Below are 23,658 nucleotides of genomic sequence, written 5' to 3'. Positions count from 1 at the left end.
GATCCTCAGCGATGCAGCCACATGCGAAGAGCCGACAGAAGCTGTTCGGTATTGACCGGCTTCGCCAGATAGTCGGACGCGCCCGCTTCCAGGCATTTCTCGCGGTCGCCCTTCATCGCCTTGGCCGTTAGCGCCACGATCGGCAACCGCCGGAACCGGGGCTCCGAACGGATGACCTGCATCGTCTCGTAACCGTCCATTCCAGGCATCATGATGTCCATCAGCACGATCGCGACAGAGGGTTCGTTGTTGATGACGTCGATGGCTTCGCTGCCGGTCGTCGCGGTCAGGACCTTCATTCCCCGGCGTTCGAGGACGCTGCTCAGCGCGAAGATATTGCGGGCGTCGTCGTCGACGAGCAGCACGGTCTCGCCGACCAGATCCTCGTCCGAGCTGTGCAGTTCCTGCAGCGTTGCCTGTTTTGCGGCCGGCAGGTCGGCGACCACCCGGTGCAGGAACAGAGCCGTCTCATCCAGGAGACGTTCGGGCGACTCGACCCCCTTCACCACGACGCTGCGGGCCATGCTGTGCAGCGCCGCGTCTTCCTCGGCGGAAAGCTCCCGGCCGGTGAACACGACAACCGGCACCTCGCCGATCTCGGCGTCGTCGCGCATCTGCTCCAGCACGTCGAAGCCGGACATGTCGGGAAGGGAAAGGTCGAGCACCACGCAGTCGGCAGAATTCTGCCGAAGGGCGGCGAGAGCCTCCGATCCGGAGCCGACGCTGGTGATATCGATGTCGTCATGTCCGAGAAGGGCGGTGACGCTCAGACGCTCGGCCTCGTTGTCCTCCACGAGCAGCAGATGCTTGCGGCGCGGTTGTGCATAGGCCTTCAATCGCGACAGTGCCTTGCCGAGGCCTTCCGGCGTGGTCGGTTTGCTCATGAAAGCGAAGGCGCCGCGGGTCAGCCCATGCTGACGATCCTCGTCGAGGCTGATGATCTGGACCGGAATATGCCGCGTCTGCGGATTCTGCTTGAGCTGGCTCAGCACCGTCCAGCCGAGCATGTCGGGCAGAAAGATATCGAGCGAGATCGCCGCCGGCCTGTAGTCCTGCGCGAGTGCGAGCGCATCGCTGCCGCGCATCGCCACCAGAACCTTGAATCCATTGTCGCGGGCAAGATCCACCAGCACGCGGGCGTAATGCGCATCGTCCTCGACGACGAGCAGCACCGAGTCGCCGGCCGCTATCTGATGACGATCGTCTTCGACATGTTCGGTCGGTTTTTCGGCGCGGCGGTTTGCTGCCGCCTCGGCGAATTCCACTACATTTGCCGACGGAACGGTCTTGGGCGCAGCCGCGCCGGCTCCGACATAGGTGAGCGGCAGGTAGAGGACGAAGGTGCTGCCGACACCGGGGGTGCTGCGCAGCTGGATCTCGCCGCCCAAGAGGTTCGCCAATTCGCGGCTGATCGCCAGGCCGAGGCCGGTGCCGCCGTATTTGCGGCTCGTCGACGCATCCGCCTGCTGGAACGCCTCGAAAATGATGCGCTGTTTTTCAGGCGGTATGCCGATACCGGTATCGACGACTTCGAAGGCGATGACAGACGGCGCGTGCCTCAACGAGGGATGATCGGACGACCAGCCGCTCGTTGCCGACGCGACGCGAAGTGTCACGCCGCCCTGCGCGGTGAACTTGAAGGCATTCGACAGCAGGTTCTTGAGGATCTGCTGCAGTCGCTTCGAATCGGTGATGAGGCTCTTTGCAACATCGGCGCCGACATCGACCGAGAACGACAGGTCCCGGTTTTCGGCCTCGTGCCGGAATGGTCGCGCCATCATCTCGAGCAGGTTGCTGACAAAAATCTCCTCGGCATCGACCGAGACTGTTCCGGACTCGATCTTCGACAGGTCGAGGATGTCGCTGATGAGGTTCAACAGATCGGTTCCCGCGCCGTGGATCGTCTTTGCGAACTCGACCTGTTTGCCCGAGAGGTTGCCATCCGGATTTTCTCCCAGCTGCTGGCCGAGGATGAGGATCGAATTCAAAGGCGTGCGCAGCTCATGCGACATGTTGGCGAGGAATTCGGATTTGTACTTCGATGTCAGCGCCAGCTCGGTTGCCTTTTCCTCGAGCGCGCGCCGGGCCTGCTCGATTTCCTGGTTCTTCGCCTCGACTTCGACGTTGCGCTCCTCCAGTTGCTGCGCCTTCTGCCCGAGCTGCTCGTTGGTCTGCTGCAGCTCGCGCTGCTGCGTCTGAAGCTCGGCGGCAAGCTGCTGGGACTGCTTGAGCAGGCCTTCGGTCTGCATCGTCGCTTCGATCGAGTTGAGGACGATGCCGATCGATGTCGTCAACTGGTCGAGGAACGACAGCTGCAACTCGGTGAATTCGCCGACGGAGGCCAGCTCGATCACTGCTTTAACCTGTCCCTCGAAATGCACAGGCAGCACGATGGCGCTCCTCGGCAAAGTCGTGAACACGCCGGAGCTTATCGGAACGACATTGTCGGGAAGGTCGGTGACCAGGATGCGGCGGGCGTCGCTGGCGCACTGGCCGACAAGTCCCTGGCCGAATTCGAGCCGCGCCGGGTGCGCCGCCTCGCCCCCTTTCGCGTAGACAGAGAGCAGCGACAAGATCGGCTGCCGCTCGTCGGAATCCACCTGGTAGATGACCCCCTGATGGGCACCGACCAGAGGCGCCAGCTCCGACAGCAGCATCTTGCCGACCAGCGTCAGGTCGCGCTGCCCCTGCAGCATGTTGGTGAAGCGAGCCAGGTTGGTCTTCAGCCAGTCCTGCTCGGTGTTGCGCTCGGTGGTGAGCCTGAGGTTGTCGATCATCGTGTTGATGTTGTCCTTGAGCTCGGCCACTTCGCCACGCGCGTCGACCTTGATCGAGCGCGTCAGGTCACCCTTGGTGACGGCGGTCGCCACCTCGGCAATGGCGCGCACCTGCGTCGTCAGGTTGGCGGCCAGCAGGTTGACGTTGCCGGTCAAGTCCTTCCAGGTTCCCGCAGTACCCGGAACATTCGCCTGACCGCCGAGGCGGCCCTCCACGCCCACCTCACGCGCAACCGTGGTCACCTGATCGGCAAAGGTCGCAAGCGTGTTGGTCATGTTGTTGATGGTCTCGGCAAGGGCAGCCACCTCACCCTTCGATGCGACGGTGAGATTCTGCTTGAGGTCGCCGTTCGCCACCGCCGTCACCACCTTGACGATGCCGCGGACCTGCTCGGTCAGGTTGGCGGCCATGACGTTGACGGTGTCGGTCAGGTCCTTCCAGGTACCGGCGACACCCGGCACCTGCGCCTGGCCGCCGAGCTTGCCTTCGGTGCCGACTTCGCGGGCGACGCGCGTCACTTCGCCGGCGAAGGCGTTGAGCTGGTCCACCATCGTGTTGATGGTGTTCTTCAGTTCGAGGATTTCCCCCTTCACGTCGACGGTGATCTTGCGCGACAGGTCGCCGCGCGCCACGGCCGTCGTCACTTCGGCAATGTTTCGAACCTGGGTCGTCAGATTGGCGGCAAGCAGGTTGACGTTATCGGTCAGGTCCTTCCAGGTGCCGGCGACACCGGGAACGACGGCCTGGCCGCCGAGCCTGCCATCGGTGCCGACTTCGCGGGCGACACGCGTCACTTCGCCGGCAAAGGAGCGAAGCTGATCGACCATGGTATTCAGCGTATCCTTCAAGAGCAGGATTTCCCCGCGCACGTCGACCGTGATCTTGCGGGACAGGTCGCCGTTGGCGATAGCGGTGGCCACCTCGGCGATGTTGCGCACCTGCGCCGTCAGGTTGCCGGCCATGGAGTTGACGCTGTCGGTCAGGTCCTTCCAGGTGCCGGCAACACCGGAGACCTGCGCCTGGCCGCCGAGCTTGCCTTCGGTGCCGACTTCGCGGGCGACGCGCGTCACTTCGCCGGCAAAGGCGTTGAGCTGGTCCACCATCGTGTTGATGGTGTTCTTCAGTTCGAGGATTTCCCCCTTCACGTCGACGGTGATCTTGCGCGACAGGTCGCCGCGGGCCACCGCCGTGGTCACTTCCGCGATGTTTCGGACCTGGCCGGTCAGGTTGGAGGCCATGGAGTTGACGTTTTCGGTGAGATCCTTCCAGGTGCCTGCAACACCCGGCACCTGCGCCTGGCCACCGAGCTTGCCCTCGGTGCCGACTTCGCGGGCGACACGGGTGACTTCGGAAGCAAAGCGGTTCAGCTGATCGACCATGGTGTTCAGCGTTTCCTTGAGCTCGAGGATTTCACCCGAAACCGACACAGTGATCTTCTTCGACAGGTCGCCATTGGCAATCGCAGTCGAGACTTCCGCGATGTTGCGCACCTGCGCCGTCAGATTGCCCGCCATGGAGTTGACGCTGTCGGTCAAATCCTTCCAGGTGCCGGCGACGCCGAGCACGTTCGCCTGGCCGCCGAGCCGCCCTTCCGTGCCGACCTCGCGCGCCACACGCGTCACCTCGCCGGCAAAGCCGTTGAGCTGATCGACCATCGTGTTGATGGTCTCCTTCAGTTCGAGGATTTCGCCCGACACGGTGACGGTGATCTTCTTGGACAGGTCTCCCTGGGCGACGGCGGTCGCGACTTCGGCGATGTTGCGCACCTGCCCGGTGAGGTTGGAAGCCATGGAATTGACGCTGTCGGTCAGGTCCTTCCAGGTGCCGGCAACGCCGCGCACATTGGCCTGGCCGCCGAGCCGGCCTTCTGTGCCGACTTCGCGGGCGACACGTGTCACTTCCGAAGCGAAGGCATTCAGCTGATCGACCATCGTATTGATGGTTTCCTTCAGTTCGAGGATCTCGCCCTTCACGTCGACGGTGATCTTCTTCGACAAGTCGCCATTGGCGATGGCGGTCGAGACTTCCGCGATATTGCGCACCTGTGCCGTCAGGTTGCCGCCCATCGAGTTGACGTTCTCGGTCAGATCCTTCCATGTGCCGGCGACGCCGCGCACATTGGCCTGGCCGCCAAGCCGTCCCTCCGTGCCGACTTCGCGAGCGACGCGGGTGACTTCCGAAGCGAAGGCATTCAGCTGATCAACCATCGTGTTGATCGTTTCCTTCAGCTCGAGGATTTCCCCCGACACCGTCACGGTGATCTTCTTCGACAGGTCGCCATTGGCGATCGCAGTCGAGACCTCGGCGATGTTGCGCACCTGCGCGGTGAGGTTCGAGGCCATGGAATTGACGTTATCGGTGAGGTCCTTCCAGGTGCCGGCGACGCCTGGCACCTGCGCCTGACCGCCGAGGCGGCCCTCCGTGCCGACTTCACGCGCCACGCGCGTCACCTCGCCGGCAAAGCCGTTCAGCTGATCGACCATCGTGTTGATGGTTTCCTTCAGCTCCAGGATTTCACCCGAGACGTCGACGGTGATCTTGCGCGACAGGTCGCCGCGCGCCACGGCCGTGGTCACCTGGGCAATGTTGCGCACCTGAGCCGTCAGGTTGCCGCACATGGCGTTGACGCTGTCGGTCAGGTCCTTCCAGGTTCCGGCGACACCCGGCACCAGCGCCTGTCCGCCGAGCTTGCCTTCGGTGCCGACCTCGCGGGCGACGCGCGTCACTTCCGAGGCGAAGGACCTGAGCTGGTCGACCATGGTGTTGATCGCTTCCTTGAGCTGCAGGATCTCGCCGCGCACGTCGACGGTGATCTTCTTGGAAAGATCGCCATTCGCAACCGCGATCGTCACTTCGGCGATATTGCGCACCTGCGCCGTCAGGTTCGACGCCATCGAGTTCACGCTTTCGGTGAGATCCTTCCAGACGCCCGTCACCTCCGGCACCTGTGCCTGGCCGCCGAGTTTTCCGTCCGTGCCGACCTCGCGGGCGACGCGCGTCACTTCCGATGTGAAGACGCTCAGCTGCTTGATCATCGTGTTGACGATATCGGCCGAGCGCAGGAATTCCCCTTTGAGCGGCCGCCCGTCGACATCCAGCGGCACGGTCTGCAAGAGATCTCCCTTGGCGACTGCCGTGATCGTGCGCGTGACGGCGGTTGTCGGCCATAGGAGATCGTCGATCAGACCGTTGATCGATCCTTCCATTTCGGACCAAGAGCCGTCCGACAGGCCGAAGCGTACGCGCGTGCTCGTTCGCCCGTCCCGGCCGACCACCTGCCCGACATGCTCGAGCTGCTGGGCCATGCGCTGATTGGCGGCGATGATGTCGTTGAGGGCATCGGCGACCTTGCCGGTGAGACCCGTCAGGTCGGATCGCATCCGTACGGAAAAGTCGCCGCGCCGGACTGCGACAAGGACTTCCAGAAGCGCGCTGGCGTCGTCGAACGCCATCGTTTTGTGGTCACGCCCATTGAGGCTGTCTACCGCAACGCTGTCGCGCGCGAATTCGCTGGTTTGGTTGCTCACGAAAATCCCCCTCTTCGACGATCGGTAATTTAGCGCTCAACTCAGAAAATGGTATGGGCCGTCCCGCGTCCATCCTAACATGATTCATCGCTCAAAATGAGCCTGATAGTTGCAGATATCGGAAATGCTCGCCAGAACCCGCCCCGGTGGAATTTGCGGTTTTTCGTGCGCGGGAACACTTTGCTGCCGGCTGTCGTTTCCGTCCTGACAATGGAGAGCGACATGTCGAACGTCTCAAGGACAGGCAAGGAAGAGATCAACAACGCGACCAGCCCGACCACTTTCGGAAAGTCGGTCGAGAGCCAGGCGCAAATCGATGACGCGGCTGCGCAAGCGTCGCCCGACGCCGGCGGCGAGATGCTCAACATCTACCGGTTGGAGCCGATCGCCGCACCCGACGATCCGAGATGGGACAATTCCCCCGGACACGGTACCGTCGTCGTCGCCGCGAGAACGCCAGGCGATGCCAGGATCGTCGCCGCGGCGCGCGAACTCGACTTCATGGAAGTCGACGCAGCGCCCGCCGAGGACGTGACGACAGTCAATGCCAGTGCCTTCCGCGACGACAAGCTTTACACCGTGATCGAAATCGATCGGAACAGACGTGATATAAAGCGCAGCATCCTCGACGGTACGGTCTCCGTCGACACGATCCGGCCGGTCGAACCGGACTAGAAATTCTTTCTTCACCTGGGGAGTTCTCATGAATACCGCCAATCTGCAGCTCAAGGGCCTGATCATGGCGATGGCCTCGATATGTGATGCGATCGTCGATAAGCAACTGCTCACGCGCGGGGAGATCGACGCTGCGCTCTCGAAGGCTCAAAAGGCGATCGAGGAGGATGACGACCACGAGCTGTCAGGCGCCAACCGGGCGGCGATCCTGTTTCCGATCCGCGTGCTGCAGCTAGCCGGCGAAGCCGGTCGGAAGGGCGAAGGGGCCACGTTTTCAGACTATGCCAAGCGTGTGGGGAAGCTCAGCTGAGCATGTTCGAAGGCTTTTCTCTCGATACCGTCGACGCCGGGCCGGGGTCGCTTCGCGTCCGTCACGGCGGAACGGGACCGGCCGTTCTGCTTCTCCACGGCCATCCCAGGACACATATGACCTGGGGCACGGTGGCCGATCTGCTGTCGCCCCATTTCACGATCGTCTGCCCCGACCTTCCCGGTTTCGGCCGCTCCTACCAGCCGCTCGATGCTCCCGACAGCCGCAACTCTTCGAAGCGCGCAAAGGCGGAAGCCCTGGTCGAACTGATGCTGAGGCTGGGGCACGAGAGCTTCGCGGTGGTCGGCCACGACCGCGGAAGCTTGACTGCCTTCCGCATGGCGATGGATCATCCCGACCGCGTGCAGAGACTCATCATCGCCGACGGCATCCCCGTGATCGAGCATCTCGAACGCGCCGACTGGAAATTTGCGAGAGACTGGTACCACTGGTTCTTCTTCGCTCAACCGGAAAAGCCGGAACGGGCGATCTTGGCCGATCCCCTCGCGTGGTATGACAAACTCTCGCCGGCGCTGATGGGAAGGCAAGCCTATGACGACCTCGTCGACGTCGTCCGCGATCCAGCCGTGATTCACGGGATGATCGAGGACTACCGCGCCGGCCTCCGCATCGACCATCTCCACGACCGCGAGGACCGCGACGCCGGCCGGAAAGTGACCTGCCCCATGCTCTGCCTCTGGTCGCTACGCGACGACATGGAGCAGATCTATGGCGATCCCGTCGCCATCTGGCGGAACTGGGCGGATCACGTGCACGGCTTCGGCATAGACAGCGGCCATCACGTGGCCGAGGAGAATCCCGAAGCGCTCTCGCAGGCGATCCGGGAGTTTCTCGACCGCCGATAGAACTGAAATCGAGACACGTTTCGGTAGTGCGCCATCCGGGGAGAATGTTCAGCGCTGCCGGTTTCTGCTATAAGTTGATCCATTCGGTCTTGTTTCTCGGCGGCTCCTGTGGCTATACCCCGGCCGTACACACTCACGCACCGGGATCTATACGTGACCAGCCTCAAATCGCTTCTGGCCGCCTGCGGCCTCTCCGCTATGATCGGCCTTGCCGCAAATCCGTCTTTGGCCGGTTCGACGACCTACCCGCTGACACTGGAAAACTGCGGCGCGCAGGTGACTTTCCAGAAGGCGCCCGAACGAGCGATTGGCCTCGGCCAGAACAGCGCTGAAATCCTGCTGCTGCTAGGCCTCGAGAACAAGATGGCCGGCACAGCGTTCTGGCCGAGCAAGGTCCTGCCGCAGCTCGCAGAAGCCAATGCCAAGGTCAAGCTTCTGACCGTCGAGATGCCGACTTTCGAATCGATCCTGGCCGAAAATCCCGATTTCGTGGCGGCGGCTCTGCCGAGCCTGGTTGGGCCGAACAGCAAGGTCGCCAAGCGCGAGGATTTCGACGAGGTCGGCGTCGCGACCTATCTCTCGCCCAGCACCTGCCTCAGCACCAAGGACGTCAAAGACCAGTACGGCAGCCGCGCCGAGCTGTGGAACATGGACCTTCTCTACAAGGAGATCGACGAACTCTCGCAGATCTTCGATGTCGCCGATCGCGGCCAGGCGCTGATCGCCGACTTCAAGGCGCGCGAAGCCAAGCTTCGCTCCAGCGTTTCGAAGGACGGCAAGAACCTTTCCTACGTCTTCTGGTTCTCCAGCCCCAGCCCGTCGGCCGACGCCTATCTCGGCGGCAAGAACAGTGCGTCCGGCTTCATCGCCGACCTGCTCGGCGGGCACAACGCGATATCAGCGGAAGCGGAATGGCCGACGCTCGGCTGGGAAGGCATCATCGCCTCCAATCCCGACGTCATCGTCGTCGCCAGTCTCGATCGTAACCGTTGGGAGCTCGACAAGCCGGAGGCGAAGATCAATTTCCTGAACACCGATCCGGCCGTCAGCCAGATCCCCGCCGTCAAGAACAAGGCGATCGTGATCATGGACGGCCAGGCCATGAACCCGACCGTCCGCACGGTCTACGGCGCTGAGCAGGTGGCCGGCCAGCTGAAGGCTCTCGGTCTGTTGAAGTGACGGAAGCGGGCCGTATCTTCCGGCAGCTGGGAGCCGTCCTCGCACTGCTCCTCGCCTCTTTCTGCCTCATCGCTATCGCCATTGGCGTCAGCGTCGGGATCGGCGACCTGCCGATCCCGCTTGCCACCACGTTTTCGGCCGTCACCAACCGGCTGGGATGGACCGCGGTCGAACTGAACCGCATCCATGAAACCGTCATCTGGGATTATCGTCTCAGCCGGGCGCTCGTCGCCGCCTTTTGCGGCGCGGGCCTTGCGCTGTCGGGCGCGATCATGCAGTCGCTGCTGCGCAATCCGCTTGCCGAACCCTATGTTCTCGGCATCTCGGCCGGCGCCTCTTCCGGCGCCGTCGCCATCGTCATCCTGGGGATCGGCTCGGGGGCGGTTTCGATATCGGCCGGCGCCTTTGCCGGCGCCTTCGCAGCCTTCTTCTTCGTCGCGCTCCTGTCGAACGGCACGCGCGGCGGAGCGGATCGGACCATCCTTGCCGGTGTCGCCGCTTCGCAGCTTTTCAACGCCACGACGTCCTATATCGTCACGACATCGGCCAATGCACAGCAGGCCCGCGACGTCATGTTCTGGCTGCTCGGCAGCTTCGGCGGCGTGCGCTGGCCGGAATTTGCGCTGGTTTCTATCGTCGTCGGCGTCGCCCTTGTCGGGTGCCTGTTTTACGCTCGCGTGCTCGACGCCTTCGCATTCGGTGACGAGGCGGCATCCTCGCTCGGCGTCAATGTCGGCCGCGCGCGGATGGCGCTCTTTGCGCTGACGGCAATGATGACGGCGACGATCGTCAGCATGGTAGGATCGATCGGCTTCGTCGGCCTCGTCGTGCCGCATGTCGCCCGCTTTGTCGTCGGGCCGCTGCATGTCCGCCTCCTGCCGGCTTGCGCCATAACAGGGGCGATCTTCATGGTGCTCGCCGACATCGCCGCGCGCGCCCTCATTCCGAACCAGATCCTGCCGATCGGCGTCGTCACGGCGCTGGTGGGCGTCCCCTTCTTCTCGATCATCCTCTACCGGTTCCAGCGCGCATCATGAGCATCAAAGCCGACAACCTCATCTGGAAGATTGGCAGGAAGACCATTCTCGATGGCGTTTCCCTGGACGCGCCGCCGGGCAAGATGCTCGGCCTGCTCGGACCGAACGGCTCGGGCAAGACCTCGCTCCTTCGGCTTCTCGCCGGCCTGAAGCGGCCGCATTCCGGCCGCATCACGCTCGACCGGAGGGACATCGCCACGATCAGCCGCCGCTCGATCGCCCGGCGGATCGCCTTCGTCGAGCAACACGCCACCACAAATGCCAATCTCAGGGTCGTCGACGTCGTCAAGCTCGGCCGGTTCCCGCACCGGTCGATGTTTTCAGGCTGGACGCAGACCGACGAAGAGGCGGTCGAAGCCGCGCTGGTCCGCGCCGGCATGGCGGAGAAGCGCGACGATCGCTGGCAGAGCCTGTCGGGCGGCGAAAAGCAGCGCACCCATATCGCAAGGGCGCTCGCCCAGTCGCCCCAGGAACTGATCCTCGACGAGCCCACAAACCATCTCGATATCCAGCACCAGATCGGGCTAATGCGGCTCGTCTCCGGCCTGCCGATCACCAGCATCGTCGCCCTGCACGATCTCAACCATGCCGCCATGTTCTGCGACCAGCTGATCATTATGCAGCATGGCAGGATCGTCACCTCCGGCGCGCCGCAGGACGTGTTGAGCGAGGATCTTCTAAAGGATGTCTTTTCCGTCGAGGCCCGTATCGAAACCTCTCCCTATCATTCGCGCCCGCATATCCACTATCTCAGGTGAGAGCGGCTCTCACGTCACGATCTGCAGCGGCAAAGCGGTCGTCTTTTTCAGTGTCTTGAGGACGATGCTTGACTTGACCGACGCCAGATTGTCGGTGACCCGGATCATTCTTTCGAGAAATTGGCTGAGATGTTCGAGGTCGCGCGTCATGACCTTCATCAGAAAGTCGGCGTCACCGGTCTGCGAATAGCATTCCAGGATCTCCGGCGCGGTCTCGATGAAACGATGAAGCTGCTCGTTTCCACCTTCCGTATGCGCTCTGAGGCTGACGAGCGTATGAGCGACGACAGTGAAACCCAGTTTCACGGGATTGAGGATGGCGACGACACTCTGGATATATTGCTCGTTACGCAGCCTTTCCAAACGGCGTGCGCACTGGGTCGCGGAGAGATTGACCGTCAGAGAGAGTTCGTTCTGCGTCAGCTCGCTGTTTTGCTGGAGAGCGGCGAGCAATTTGATATCGAATGGGTCAAGCATGGCCACCCTCCTCGGACGGTGAATTTCTGCACATCATAGCCATATCGCGCTGATTGTCTGCATAGATGCGCCATTACAGGGAGATAATCGCAGAAATTCGTCGCGAAAGTTCAGCTAGTCTGCGAGCCAGAATTACGGAAACGAGGTGGACTTGTGTTTGACGAACTGAACAGTCGGCCAGCCGACAGCCTGCTTGCACTGATCAAGGCCTTCCAGGCCGACGATCGCCCCGGAAAGATCGACCTCGGCGTCGGCGTCTATCGTGACGCCATGGGACGCACGCCAGTGATGCGAGCCGTCAAAGCGGCGGAGCAGTTTCTCCTGGAGACCCAGGACAGCAAGAAATATCTTGGCCCGGAAGGCGACCTGCAATTCGTGCGCCTCCTGCAGCCCATCATCTTCGGAAAATCGCCGACGTTTGCTCAACGCCTTGTCGGCATTCAGACACCCGGTGGAAGCGGCGCCCTGCGTCTCGGTGCTGAGCTCATCCAAGCGGCAAATTCGTCGGCAAAGGTTCTGCTCGGGACGCCAAGCTGGCCAAATCATGCGCCGATCTTCAGCTCGGCGCGCTTGCCGGTAAAGGAGTACGCTTTCGTTGACCTGATGTCGCAGCAGGTGAAATTCGAAAGTGTGGTCGCCGCCTTGTCTTCCGCTCGGGAAGGCGACGTCGTGCTGCTTCACGGTTGCTGCCACAACCCGACCGGCATCGATTTCACCATGGAACAGTGGCGGCAGATTACCGGGATTCTCGTTGCGCATCGGCTGGTGCCGTTCATCGATCTCGCCTATCAGGGCCTCGGCGACGGCCTCGAACAGGACGCCGCGCCGACGCGCATGATCCTCGAGGCGGTCGATGAGGCGCTGATCGCCTATTCCTGCGACAAGAATTTCGGTCTTTATCGCGAGCGTGTCGGCGCGCTTTATGTCATGACCCGCAATGAGGATGCCCTCAGAAAGGCCGAAAGTAACATTGCGGCACTTGCTCGAGTCAACTGGTCCATGCCGCCCGATCATGGAGCCGCGGTCGTCAGGTCCATTCTCGAAAGCGAAGAGATGTCGGCCATGTGGCGCGCTGAGCTCGAAGAGATGTGCCTGCGCGTCAACGGCAATCGTGCAGCGCTGGCCGACGCCGCTCTCGATCTGACCTTCATCCGCCGGCAACGCGGCCTGTTTTCCAATCTTTCCATGTCCAAAGAAACGGCTGCGGCCCTCCGGGCTAGGCACGGCATCTACATGGCGGATTCCGGGCGTATGAATCTCGCGGGCATGCAACCGGCAGACGCCGACGCCATCGTCGCGGCGCTCAGAGCCGAAGGCTGCCTGAAATCGTCGACGGTCGCCTGACCGAATTCAAGCCATTGGAGCCTCCGGATGAGCAGGAAAGAAACGACCGGTCAGGCGATGACCCGTTCACTCGTCGCCCATGGGATCGACACCGTATTCGGCATCCCCGGCGCCCACATGTATGATTTTAACGATGCCCTCTACGGTGCCGGTGACAAAATTCGGTTCATTCACACCAGACACGAGCAGGGCGCCGGTTACATGGCCTATGGCTATGCCAAGTCCACCGGCCAGATCGGCGCCTATACCGTCGTTCCAGGCCCAGGCGTCCTCAATTCCGGCGCGGCGCTCTGCACCGCTTACGGCGCCAATGCCCCGGTGCTGTGCATCACCGGCAACATCATGTCCCACCTGATCGGTCAAGGCAGAGGACAGTTGCACGAACTGCCGGATCAGCTCGCGACGATGCGCGGGATTACGAAAACGGCGGAGCGGATCAATCACCAGTCCGAAACCGGTCCTGTCACGGCCGAGGTCGTCGCCAAAATGCTCTCCGGCCGCCAGGGTCCAGGAGCGGTCGAAGCGCCATGGGACGTGTTCGGGCAATTCGGCCCAGAAACCGATCTGCCGGTCGGCACGAGAGCACCTCATCCGGCCGTCAACCCTGATCAGGTCGCTGCCGCGGCGGCACTGATATCAGGTGCCAGCAACCCGATGATCATGGTTGGTGGCGGCGCGGTGGATGCTGGAGCGGAAATCGCCGCTCTTGCGGAATTGCTGCAGTCGCCCGTCACGTCCCATCGCTCCGGCAAGGGCATCGTCGCCGACGACCACCCCAACTACCTGAATTTCGTCGCGGCCTATGAATATTGGCGGAAGACGGACGTCGTCATCGGGATCGGCAGCCGGCTGGAATTGCAGTTCATGCGATGGAAGTGGCTTCCCAAGGATCTCAAGGTGATCCGCATCGATATCGATCCAACCGAGATGGTCCGTCTCAAGCCTGATGTCGGCATCGTCTCGGATGCCAAGGCCGGAACACAGGCCCTCATTGATGCGCTTGCCGGGCTGGGCCGTGAAGATCGCACGCGCGAATTTGCCGAGCTCAACGAAGAGGCAAGGTCTCGCTTCTCGGCAGTGCAGCCGCAGCTCGTCTATCTCGATGCCATTCGCGAAGCCCTGCCAAGGGACGGCTTCTTCGTCGAGGAAATCTGCCAGATGGGCTTTACCGCCCGATTTGCATTCCCGGTCTACGCCCCTCGTCAGTACGTCACATGCGGCTATCAGGACAATCTTGGTTTCGGCTTCAACACGGCCTTGGGCGTGAAAGTCGCCAATCCCGACAAGGCCGTTATTTCTGTTTCCGGCGATGGCGGCTTCATGTTCGGGGTTCAGGAACTCGCTACCGCCGTCCAGCATAAGATCAATGTCATCGCCATCGTCTTCAACAATTCGGCCTATGGCAACGTACTGCGTGACCAGAAGCAGGCGTATAAAGGCCGCTATCTTGGCTCGGAGCTGACCAATCCAGACTTTGTCGCGCTTGGCGAGAGCTTCGGCATTCGAGCATTCAAGGTGACGAGCCCTGGCGAATTGAAAGACGCGATCGAGAAAGCCCTATCTCTCGACGAACCTGTTCTCATCGAGGTTCCCATCGAGAAGGGATCCGAGGCGAGCCCTTGGCCTTTCATTCATCCGGCTCCGCACACCGAATGAAACCCGATCAAAATGACGGTCCCTTGAGAAAGATCGTCGCCAGCGGCGGCAGCGTCAGCGACAGGGAGACGGGCCTGCCGTGGGCGGGAATGGGCTCGCTCGACACGGCGCCATTGACAAGGCCCGAGCCGCCATATTCCCGCGCATCCGTCGTCATCCGCTCGATCCACACCCCGTCCTGCGGCACGCCGATCCTGTAGCCGTAACGCGGCACCGGCGTGAAGTTCGACATGACCAGAACCGACGAAGCCCGATCGGGCGTATAACGGAGCATGCCGAGGACGGAGTTGGTGGCGTCGTCGGCTGCCGCCCATTCGAAGCCCTCGGGATGAAAGTCGCCAAACTGCAATGCCGGCTCGTCCGCGTAAAGGCCGTTCAGATCCTTCACCAGCCGCTGAATCCCCACATGCTGAGGCCGGTCCAGCACATCCCAGCTTACCGAACCATCATGGTTCCACTCGCCAGGCTGGGCGATTTCGCTCCCCATGAACAAAAGCTTCTTGCCGGGATGGCCCCACATGAAGGCGAGATAGCTGCGCAGATTGGCGAATTTCTGCCATTCGTCGCCCGGCATCTTCGTCAGCAGCGAGCCCTTTCCGTAGACGACTTCGTCATGTGAAATCGGCAGAATGAAGCGTTCGGAATAGGCGTAGATCATGCCGAAGGTCATCGTGCCGTGGGCATAGCTCCGGTAAATCGGGTCCTTCTCGATGTAGCTCAAGCTGTCATGCATCCAGCCCATATTCCATTTGATGTCGAAGCCCAGGCCCCCTTGCTCCGGCGGCTTCGTCACCCCGGGCCAAGCTGTCGATTCCTCGGCGATGGTCACCGCGTGCGGGCAGCGCTCATGAACGATGCTGTTCAGGTGCTTGAAGAATTCGACGGCTTCCAGATTTTCCCGGCCGCCATATTGGTTGGGAATCCATTCGCCCTCGTTGCGGCTATAGTCGCGGTAGAGCATCGAGGCAACGGCATCGACCCGCAAGCCGTCGATATGGTAGCGCTCCAGCCACTCCAGCGCGCTGGCGATCAGAAACCCCTTTACCTCGTTGCGGCCGAGATTGTAGATCAGCGTGTTCCAGTCGCGGTGAAAGCCTTCACGCGGATCTTCGTGCTCGTAGAGCGCGCTGCCGTCGAAGCGGGCAAGTCCCCAGACGTCAGTGGGAAAATGGGCCGGCACCCAATCGAGGATGACGCCTAGCCCGGCGCCATGGCACCGGTCGATAAAATAGGCGAAGTCCTCAGGCGTCCCATATCGGCCAGTGGGAGCGAACAGACCGAGCGGCTGATAGCCCCAGGACCCGCCGAACGGATGCTCCATGATCGGAAGCAGCTCGATATGGGTAAAGCCCATGTCGCTGACATAGGGAACCAGCCGCTGGCTGAGTTCCACCCAGTCGAGCGACCTGTTGCCGTCTTTTTGATCGCGAAGCCAGGAGCCGGCGTGTACCTCATAGACGGAGAACGCACCCTCCAGCCTGTCTTGTCGGGACCGGCCCTTCATCCAGCCGTCATCAGTCCATCGGAACGGCGTCGACGATGCGACGATCGAGGCGGTGGACGGAGCGGCCTCACTTGCCCTCGCCACCGGATCGGCCTTCTGCGGCAAGCAGGTCCCCTGCGCATCGATGATCTCGAACTTGTATCTTTCGCCGGGAGCCAGCCGGGGGATAAACAGCTCCCAGACGCCCGCCGACTGTCTCAGCCGCATCGGGTTTCGTCGACCATCCCAGGCGTTGAAGTCGCCGACGACCGAGACGCGGCGCGCATTTGGAGCCCACACGGCGAAGCGAACGCCCGATACACCGTCGATCGACATCGCCACCGCGCCGAGCGTCCGGCTCAGACTATAGTGAGTGCCCTCCGATATCAGATGGAGGTCGAGCTCTCCGAGCAGCGGACCGAAGCTGTAGGGGTCCTCGGTGATTTGGACTGCATCCGGCCATGTGATCCGCAGCCGGTATCCCGTCCTCGAGGCGGCCGCCGCGGCAAACAGGCCGGACGGGTGGGCGATACTGAACGGCGTCACCACCCGGCCACTCGTCGCATCGATGAGATCGACCGCTTCGGCGCCAGGCAAGTATACCCGCACGATCGTCATGCCGCCGCTTTCGTGAGGGCCGAGGATCGAAAAGGGATCGCCGTGGCGGCCGTCTATCAGAGCCCAAAGCGCATCCTGTCCAATGCCTGCGAGAAATTCCATGCGTTCAACATTCATGCCGTTACCCCCGCTAAGCGCGATGCGATTTCGGTAAGACCGGCGAGCGGAATCGGCAACCACTTCGGCCTGTTGCGCGCTTCATAGGCGATTTCATAGGCAGCCTTTTCGAGAAGAAAGGCATCGAGGACCCTCCGTCGTTGGTCGGGCGGCATAGCGAGCGCCTTCGATGCGGAGACCTCCTGCCAATAGGCATTGAGAAAGGCTTCCTCGGCACCGCGCCCGAAGCGGGCGATGGCGTCCCGTCGCACCTCATTCTCGTGTTCGGTAACCGCGTCATTGTCGAGCTGCGCGGTGGCGACGAGATAGTTCAGCGATCTTAAAAGCCCGGCGACGTCGCGGAGCGGAACGGTCTTGGCTCGGCGCTCGGCGAGATTTTTCGCGGGCTCTCCTTCGAAGTCGATGATGACGGCATCGCCTTCGCTGACCAGAATCTGGCCAAGATGAAAATCGCCATGCGTACGCGTCATCAACGTGCCGCGAGTGTTCTCCGCCAGGCTTGCGCCAAGCTCGACGAGTTCGGCGCGGCGCTCCAAAAGCGGGCGAGCGAGCAGATCGACCGCGGGATCGGCATTTTCCTCGCGTTCGGCAAGCTTCGACATGGCATAGGCGATTTCGCCCGCCACCGCCTTCTTGATCGCCTCGACCTCGCCGTCGCCGGCGATAAGGGGACTGAAAGCCTCGTCCGCGCTCTCCCCCGCGAGGACAACATGCAATTCGCCGAGCCTCCGTCCCACCATTGCAACGAAGCTGATCAGCGACTGGAAGACGTCGTCGCCAGGTTCGACCGCCGGATCGTTCATCACGAGCTCGTCGGCTGCGCGGCGCAGATTGCTCAACATCCAGTTCCAGGCGTCGCCCTGATTGCGGATCGCACCTTGAACGATAATCAAGGTCGATCGGCGCCCGCTGGAGTCGGTATGCGCCACCTCGCCGAGAAGCGGTGCAGTATGGTCGTAGCCGGCGCGGGTCAGATACCGTGTCATTTCGACCTCCGGATGAACGCCGGGGAAAATATGCCTGATCAGCTTGATCATCGCGACGTCGCCCACGATCAGCGAACTGTTGGACTGTTCGGCCGAGAGCCAATGGACCGACATATCGTCGGTGACCTGGAGACGGTCGAGCCGTTCCGTGCCGAGAAATTCGAGGGTGCCGGTACGCCCCGTGATGCGCGAGCGGTCGGCAAGCCCGCGCAGGACGCCGCGGGCCATCGGCTCAACGGCAAACGCGTCCGTGAGGAAGCCGACCCGCCTGCCCTGGCGAACCCGCCCGAGCGCAAGCTGCTGGGCGAGAGCCGAGGGTTGCGCATCGTCCCAGGCAACCGTCAACGGCAGCTGGTAGGATTCGCTGTGATCGGGCAGCTCTACCTCCAATTCGCCGAGAACGACGCCGTCGGCATAGGGGATCGGAGTGGCCGAGATCAACCGCGCCGCCTGAAGCGGCTGATCCTTCGCTCCGAACCAGCGACGCCTGGCGAGATAAGCGGGCAGGATCTCGTTGCTGAGAACGCGCATGTGCGCGGGCTCGTCGACGACATCGAGCAGGCCGCGGCGGAGGACCATCGTCGCGAAATCGGAAAGCTGTTCCGGCGGCGCGGTGCGCCATGCCGGCGGATCGGCATCAGCCTCCAGCTGAAACCAGAAAAAGCCATAGGGCGGCAGCGTCAGGAGATAGGTCAGTTGCCCGATCGGTGGAAAGGGCGACATGCCCGTGAGCTCGATAGGCACGCGGCCCTCGAAGGCGGAGAGGTCGAGCTCCACTGCCTGAGGCAGCCGGGAAAGGTTTGCGACGCACATCAGCGTCTCGCCGTCATATTCCCTCAGATAAGCGAGAATCTTTCGGTTCTCAGGCGAGAGGAACCGCAACGAGCCGCGCCCGAAGGCCGGATGCCTGCCGCGCAGCGCCAGCATCTTGCGCGTCCAGTTGAGCAGAGAATGGGCATCGGTGCTTTGGGCCTCGACGTTGACCGCCTCGTAACCGTATAGCGGATCGGCAATCAGCGGGAGGACGAGACGAGCCGGGTCCGTGCGGGAGAAGCCGCCATTGCGGTCCGGCGACCATTGCATCGGCGTCCGCACCCCGTCGCGGTCGCCGAGATAAATGTTGTCGCCCATGCCGATCTCGTCGCCGTAATAGATGACAGGTGTTCCGGGCATCGAGAGCAGAAGCGCGTTCATCAGTTCGATGCGCCGGCGGTCGCGCTCCATCAGCGGCGCCAGGCGCCGCCTGATGCCGAGGTTGATGCGGGCGCGTTTGTCGGATGCATAGGTCTCCCAGAGATAATCCCGCTCGGCGTCGGTCACCATTTCGAGGGTCAGCTCGTCGTGATTGCGCAGGAAGATCGCCCATTGGCAATTCTCGGGGATTTCGGGCGTCTGGCGCAGGATGTCGGTAATCGGGAACCGATCTTCCTTGGCGATCGCCATATACATGCGTGGCATCAGCGGGAAGTGGAAGGCCATATGGCATTCGTCGCCCTCACCGAAATATTCGCGCGTGTCCTCTGGCCATTGATTGGCCTCGGCAAGCAGCATCACGCCGGGATGAGTGGCGTCGAGGGCGGCGCGGATCCGTTTGAGGATCGCATGGGTCTCGGGAAGATTTTCGTTGATCGTTCCCTCGCGCTCGACAAGGTAGGGAATGGCGTCGAGACGGAACCCGTCGATACCGGTTTCCAGCCAGAAGCGCATCACCTTCAGCAGTTCCTCCATGACAAGAGGACTGTCGAAATTAAGATCGGGCTGGTGGGAATAGAAGCGGTGCCAATAATAGGCGCCGGCAACCGCATCCCACGTCCAGTTGGATTTTTCCGTGTCGAGGAAGATGATGCGGGTTTCAGGAAATTTCTGGTCGCTGTCCGACCAGACATAGAAGTCGCGCTCCGGCGACCCCACCGGGGCGTGGCGCGCGCGCTGGAACCAGGGATGCTGGTCGGAGGTGTGGTTGATGACGAGCTCGATGATGACGCGGATATTGCGCTGATGGGCGGCGTCGACGAAAGCCCGGAAATCCTCCATCGTTCCGTAGTCGGGGCTCACATTGCCATAATCGGCAATGTCGTAACCGTCGTCCCGGCGCGGTGAGGGAAAGAAGGGCAGCAGCCAGATGGCGTTGACGCCGAGGGCTGCGATATGATCGAGCTTCTGGTGCAGGCCGGCGAAATCGCCGACCCCGTCACCATTGGCGTCGTAGAACGACTTGATGTGCAGCTGGTAGATGATAGCGTCTTTGTACCAGAGCGGCTGGGTCAAACCATCAGGATTCAACGTGTCCATTCATGCCTCCGCTGCGCGAACGCGCCAGATCGCAAAGGGCAGGATCTGAGGGTTGAAGCTCACTCTCTGCCACTTGCCATTCCATCTGAACCGATGCCCAGCGACCAGATCTTCCGCGTCGAGCGCTCCACCGTCTCCGAGCGACCACTTCCAGAGCGGCAGCTCGACGTCGCTTTCCTGAAAGTTGTGTGGATCGAGACTGATGGCGATCAACAAAACATTGTCGCGGGCGCGGCTCGCCTTCTCGAAGAACAAAATGTTGTCGTTCGAGGCGTTTAGCAGCGTCAGCCCGAGATGCGAATGCAGGGCAAGATTTTCGTTCCGGATGCGGTTGAGCATCCTGATCTCGGCGATGATATTGCCCGGGCGGTCGTAGTCCCAGGCGCGGATCTCATACTTCTCGCTGTCGGCATATTCCTTGCGCTTGGCATCGGGACGCCCTTCGCAAAGTTCGAAGCCGTTATAGACGCCCCACAATCCGGAAAGCGTGGCAGCAAGTGCTGCGCGGATCAGGAAGGCCGGGCGCGGGGCGTTCTGCAGGAAATCCGGATTGATATCATGCGTGTTGACGAAGAAATGCGGGCGGAAGAATTCCTTCGGCGCCGTCTCTGTCAGTTCCCGCAAATATTGCTCAAGTTCCCACTTGGCATTGCGCCAGGTGAAATAGGTGTAGGACTGGGAGAAGCCGATCTTCGCCAAGCGGTACATCACCTTCGGCTTGGTGAAGGCCTCCGACAGGAAGATCACATCGGGATGACGGGCCCTGATATCGCCGATCAGCCATTCCCAGAACGGAAAGGGCTTTGTGTGCGGATTGTCGACGCGAAACAGCTTGACGCCCTGGTCCACCCAAAGCTGGACGATATCCCTGAGCTCCACCCATAGTGAAGGCAGCGCATCTTTTGTGTAGAAATCGACGTTGACTATGTCCTCGTATTTCTTCGGCGGGTTTTCGGCGTATTTGATCGTGCCGTCGGGACGCCAGTCGAACCAGCCGGGATGCTCCTTCAGCCAGGGGTGATCCGGCGACGCCTGGATCGCCAGGTCGAGAGCGATCTCCAGACCGTGCCGGCTTGCCTCCTCCACCAGCCGGCGGAAATCCTCGAACTCGCCGAGCTCGGGGTGGATGGCATCATGGCCGCCCTCCTCGGAGCCGATGGCATAGGGGCTCCCGGGGTCATCTGGCCCTGCTTTCAGGCTGTTGTTGCGGCCTTTCCGGTTGGTCGAACCGATCGGATGAATGGGAGGGAAATAGAGCACGTCGAAGCCCATGTCACGGATGGCGGGCAACCTCGGGATGACGTCGTCGAAGGTGCCGTGTCGGTTCGGATCGCCGCTCTGCGATCGCGGGAAGATCTGGTACCAGCTGGCAAAGGCAGCCTCCTTGCGTTCGGCATCGACGGCGCTTGCCGTCGAGCGAAGCCGAAACGGCCGCCTGTCCGCCTTGTTCATCAATTCAGATGTTCCGGCATCGAGCAGGATCGCCGTTCGCTCGGCATCTGAGGCGCTCTCGAGATTGGCGAGCAGCGCCTTTAATTCGGCGCGGAGCGTGTCACCTGCATGCATCTCGGCCGAACGGACGAGCTTTATCCCCTCCTGGAGTTCAAGCTTCAGATCCAGCCTGGCATCGTTCTTCTTCGTCAGTTCGTAGCGAAAAATCGCAAACGGGTTCTTCCATGCCTCGACGGCAAATTCATAGCGCCCGACCCGTTCTAATAGGAATTCGGTGCGCCAGCGGTCATTCTCGACCAATTGCATCTCCGTCTCGTTCCAGTCCGCCGCATCGAGCGGCCGCCAGAGCAGGACCGCGGCGATCGGGTCGTGGCCGTCGGCGAATATATCCGCCTCCACTGTGACGATGTCGCCGACCACCCGCTTGACGGGAAAGCGTCCGTCATCGACCCGCGGCGTGATGTTTTCGATGGTGAGCCGCGGTGATGCTATCGCCTGCGCGACGTCGAGGATCGACCGCGATGTGATCGGCGCCGGCGCCTTGCCTTCGACCACCAGGGCCTCCCCTGCCCGCAGCCTCAGAGCGGTGCCGTCGGCTGCGGCGGGAAGAAAACCGGAGGCCGCTTCACGCAGTGCGGTCACTGGAGCGAGCGCACTTTTCCGAAGGTCCCTGTTGAGCAGGATGAACCGCACATTCTCGGCGCTGCGAAGATCTTCCGCCGCCGATTGCAGCAGCGCTGAGACAGGTCCATTGGCGTTGCGGATGAGCCGAAGCGATGAGGCAAGCGCAGGGGGAGCCTTGCCGACCTCGGTGTTCGCAAGGCGAATTTCGGAGGAGATATCGAAAGCAAGGTCATGCCGCAGTCCCCGCAAACCCGTTCCATTCCCATGGGTCGGATCGAGCGGCGCGGCTGCGCCATATTCGAAGCCCATCGGGACCATCAGGCCGCCGCCGAGCGAGGCAGCTAGGCGCAGCGCCCTTATGGCGCGCCGTTCAACGATTTCGCGGCTCTCGGTTCCGTGCGCGATCCGCCTGGCGAATGGCGGCTCCGGAAAAGCGATCTGCCAGCCTAGCTGCTTCTGGACGCGGTGTTCTTCGATGAACCATCTCTCGTCAAAATCCCACCAGGCCATCGATGAAAAACATCCATCAAAGCCCGTATTCTTGACCGCGCTCCTCGCCCCAAAATCAGTGCCGGGCGTCCAGGCGAAGAATTGCGCGTCCGCCTTCTCGCGCACCGCCGAAATCAGCGATTTGAAAGCCGCCGGCGCAATGCGATCGATCCCGAGCACCCGGTAGCCAGAGAGGCCTAGACCGGCAAGTTCTTGCAACCGTTCTGTCCACTCTTCTAACAGCCGGGATCGAGACTCCGCCTCCATCGCGATCATCGGCTCTTCCGGATCCAATGGTGAGCGTCTCGGATCGACGGGGCGAAAGCCCGCCTCGGAATTCCGGGCCTTGCCGTCGAGCATCAGGTCCATCATCAAGGCGATGCCGCTCTTGCGGGCGGCCTCCGCCAAGCGTCCCACCCCATCCTCGATTGCGCTTCCGAGCGACAGTTGAGGATCAAGGCGATTCAGATCCTGGGAGGCAAAGATGCTGCGCTCCCCGCCCCTATCGAACAGAGGTGCCGTCAGCACACGGTCGAAACCGGTATCCGCCGCGTGGTCGAATACCTCGCGCCACGCGTCGATACCCTGAAGAAGGAGTGGATTGACATAATAGATCCGGGGTGGGGTGCTCAACACACCCTGGTTTGGAGAGAATGACATCGGCCGCCGCTCGAGTTTGGTTTGAAGGCAAACTTCTGTTGCCGGACGTTGTTCCACCGAAAGTTTCAATTCAGGTTGCGCCAGACATCGCCGGCCGCACCGGCGAGGACCGATGGAACGCGCTCGATACGCGCGTCAAAAGCCTTGAACTGCGCAGACGGACCTTGAAGGTTCGCGACGTAATTGAATAGTCTTGCGCTTTCTGGGACGATGACCCATTTGGCTGCCGACGGAAGCCCCGTCGCCGCCCCGCACCGTTCTGAAAGATCAGGCGCCCGAACGAGACTTGATGTATCCGAATGAAATCACTGCGATTGCAATAGAGGCGGC

At 61.9% G+C, this 23,658-nt stretch carries 14 protein-coding genes; 9 read left to right on the top strand and 5 right to left on the bottom strand.

The window, feature by feature from the left end; genetic code table 11:
* Window positions 1–5 precede the first annotated feature (5 nt).
* Window positions 6–6,305: a HAMP domain-containing protein gene (locus tag RlegSU303_RS28580; protein ID WP_131718977.1), complete on the bottom strand. Its 6,300-nt coding sequence runs from the start codon at window positions 6,303–6,305 to the stop codon at window positions 6–8.
* A 210-nt stretch (window positions 6,306–6,515) separates the two neighbouring features.
* Here RlegSU303_RS28580 and RlegSU303_RS28575 point away from each other — a divergent pair, with 210 nt between their 5' ends.
* The 6 genes from RlegSU303_RS28575 to RlegSU303_RS28550 all read left to right on the top strand — a co-directional run bounded on the left by RlegSU303_RS28575 (window position 6,516) and on the right by RlegSU303_RS28550 (window position 11,130).
* A complete protein-coding gene (locus RlegSU303_RS28575; RefSeq protein ID WP_026158206.1) occupies window positions 6,516–6,980 on the top strand; it encodes a hypothetical protein in 465 nt (154 codons plus the stop codon).
* A 28-nt stretch (window positions 6,981–7,008) separates the two neighbouring features.
* Window positions 7,009–7,290 (top strand): hypothetical protein, encoded by a 282-nt coding sequence (locus RlegSU303_RS28570; protein ID WP_017956696.1) that lies wholly within the window; start codon window positions 7,009–7,011, stop codon window positions 7,288–7,290.
* 2 nt (window positions 7,291–7,292) lie between these two features.
* Window positions 7,293–8,156 (top strand): alpha/beta fold hydrolase, encoded by an 864-nt coding sequence (locus RlegSU303_RS28565; RefSeq protein ID WP_017956697.1) that lies wholly within the window; start codon window positions 7,293–7,295, stop codon window positions 8,154–8,156.
* A gap of 153 nt (window positions 8,157–8,309) precedes the next feature.
* Entirely contained in the window at window positions 8,310–9,335 is a 1,026-nt protein-coding gene (locus RlegSU303_RS28560) for an ABC transporter substrate-binding protein (RefSeq protein ID WP_017956698.1), read from the top strand.
* Window positions 9,332–10,372, top strand: coding sequence for a FecCD family ABC transporter permease (locus tag RlegSU303_RS28555; protein WP_131718978.1), 1,041 nt, complete (start codon window positions 9,332–9,334; stop codon window positions 10,370–10,372). The genes RlegSU303_RS28560 and RlegSU303_RS28555 overlap by 4 nt, the downstream gene beginning before the upstream one ends.
* On the top strand, window positions 10,369–11,130 hold the full coding sequence (locus RlegSU303_RS28550; RefSeq protein WP_017956700.1) for an ABC transporter ATP-binding protein: 762 nt from the start codon (window positions 10,369–10,371) through the stop codon (window positions 11,128–11,130). The genes RlegSU303_RS28555 and RlegSU303_RS28550 overlap by 4 nt, the downstream gene beginning before the upstream one ends.
* Before the next feature lie 9 nt (window positions 11,131–11,139).
* On the opposite strand, the gene RlegSU303_RS28545 is transcribed toward RlegSU303_RS28550, so the two are convergent.
* Window positions 11,140–11,607: an Lrp/AsnC family transcriptional regulator gene (locus tag RlegSU303_RS28545; RefSeq protein WP_017956701.1), complete on the bottom strand. Its 468-nt coding sequence runs from the start codon at window positions 11,605–11,607 to the stop codon at window positions 11,140–11,142.
* A 153-nt stretch (window positions 11,608–11,760) separates the two neighbouring features.
* Here RlegSU303_RS28545 and RlegSU303_RS28540 point away from each other — a divergent pair, with 153 nt between their 5' ends.
* Both RlegSU303_RS28540 and RlegSU303_RS28535 read left to right on the top strand, forming a co-directional pair.
* On the top strand, window positions 11,761–12,951 hold the full coding sequence (locus RlegSU303_RS28540) for an amino acid aminotransferase (RefSeq protein WP_131718979.1): 1,191 nt from the start codon (window positions 11,761–11,763) through the stop codon (window positions 12,949–12,951).
* Window positions 12,952–12,978: 27 nt separating this feature from the next.
* Window positions 12,979–14,607 carry a thiamine pyrophosphate-dependent enzyme gene (locus tag RlegSU303_RS28535; protein ID WP_017956703.1) on the top strand — a complete coding sequence of 543 codons (1,629 nt, stop codon included), beginning with the start codon at window positions 12,979–12,981 and terminating at the stop codon, window positions 14,605–14,607.
* Window positions 14,608–14,614: 7 nt separating this feature from the next.
* On the opposite strand, the gene glgB is transcribed toward RlegSU303_RS28535, so the two are convergent.
* Genes glgB through RlegSU303_RS28520 form a run of 3 tightly spaced genes read right to left on the bottom strand, consistent with a single transcriptional unit; the run spans window position 14,615 to window position 23,328 of the window.
* Window positions 14,615–16,825 carry a 1,4-alpha-glucan branching protein GlgB gene (gene glgB / locus RlegSU303_RS28530; RefSeq protein ID WP_131620175.1) on the bottom strand — a complete coding sequence of 737 codons (2,211 nt, stop codon included), beginning with the start codon at window positions 16,823–16,825 and terminating at the stop codon, window positions 14,615–14,617.
* A complete protein-coding gene (treS, locus tag RlegSU303_RS28525; RefSeq protein WP_017956705.1) occupies window positions 16,822–20,103 on the bottom strand; it encodes a maltose alpha-D-glucosyltransferase in 3,282 nt (1,093 codons plus the stop codon). The genes glgB and treS overlap by 4 nt, the downstream gene beginning before the upstream one ends.
* Window positions 20,104–23,328, bottom strand: coding sequence for an alpha-1,4-glucan--maltose-1-phosphate maltosyltransferase (locus RlegSU303_RS28520; protein WP_131718980.1), 3,225 nt, complete (start codon window positions 23,326–23,328; stop codon window positions 20,104–20,106).
* On the opposite strand from RlegSU303_RS28520, the gene RlegSU303_RS28515 reads away from it, so the two are divergent.
* Entirely contained in the window at window positions 23,322–23,519 is a 198-nt protein-coding gene (locus RlegSU303_RS28515; RefSeq protein ID WP_017956707.1) for a hypothetical protein, read from the top strand. The genes RlegSU303_RS28520 and RlegSU303_RS28515 overlap by 7 nt on opposite strands.
* The last annotated feature ends 139 nt before the right edge of the window (window positions 23,520–23,658 follow it).

The sequence above is a fragment of the Rhizobium sp. SU303 genome (genome assembly GCF_021052345.1).
GTDB classification, from domain to species: domain Bacteria; phylum Pseudomonadota; class Alphaproteobacteria; order Rhizobiales; family Rhizobiaceae; genus Rhizobium; species Rhizobium laguerreae.
This window is presented reverse-complemented; position numbering and strand designations above follow the sequence as displayed.

Bases quoted from the DNA above. Each gene is read 5' to 3' on its own strand.
- RlegSU303_RS28570 (WP_017956696.1), top strand. From the start codon at position 7,009: ATGAATACCGCCAATCTGCAGCTCAAGGGCCTGATCATGGCGATGGCC.
- RlegSU303_RS28550 (WP_017956700.1), top strand. From the start codon at position 10,369: ATGAGCATCAAAGCCGACAACCTCATCTGGAAGATTGGCAGGAAGACC.
- RlegSU303_RS28535 (WP_017956703.1), top strand. From the start codon at position 12,979: ATGAGCAGGAAAGAAACGACCGGTCAGGCGATGACCCGTTCACTCGTC.
- RlegSU303_RS28565 (WP_017956697.1), top strand. From the start codon at position 7,293: ATGTTCGAAGGCTTTTCTCTCGATACCGTCGACGCCGGGCCGGGGTCG.
- RlegSU303_RS28515 (WP_017956707.1), top strand. From the start codon at position 23,322: ATGACATCGGCCGCCGCTCGAGTTTGGTTTGAAGGCAAACTTCTGTTG.
- treS (WP_017956705.1), bottom strand. From the start codon at position 20,103: ATGGACACGTTGAATCCTGATGGTTTGACCCAGCCGCTCTGGTACAAA.
- glgB (WP_131620175.1), bottom strand. From the start codon at position 16,825: ATGAATGTTGAACGCATGGAATTTCTCGCAGGCATTGGACAGGATGCG.
- RlegSU303_RS28575 (WP_026158206.1), top strand. From the start codon at position 6,516: ATGGAGAGCGACATGTCGAACGTCTCAAGGACAGGCAAGGAAGAGATC.
- RlegSU303_RS28520 (WP_131718980.1), bottom strand. From the start codon at position 23,328: ATGTCATTCTCTCCAAACCAGGGTGTGTTGAGCACCCCACCCCGGATC.
- RlegSU303_RS28545 (WP_017956701.1), bottom strand. From the start codon at position 11,607: ATGCTTGACCCATTCGATATCAAATTGCTCGCCGCTCTCCAGCAAAAC.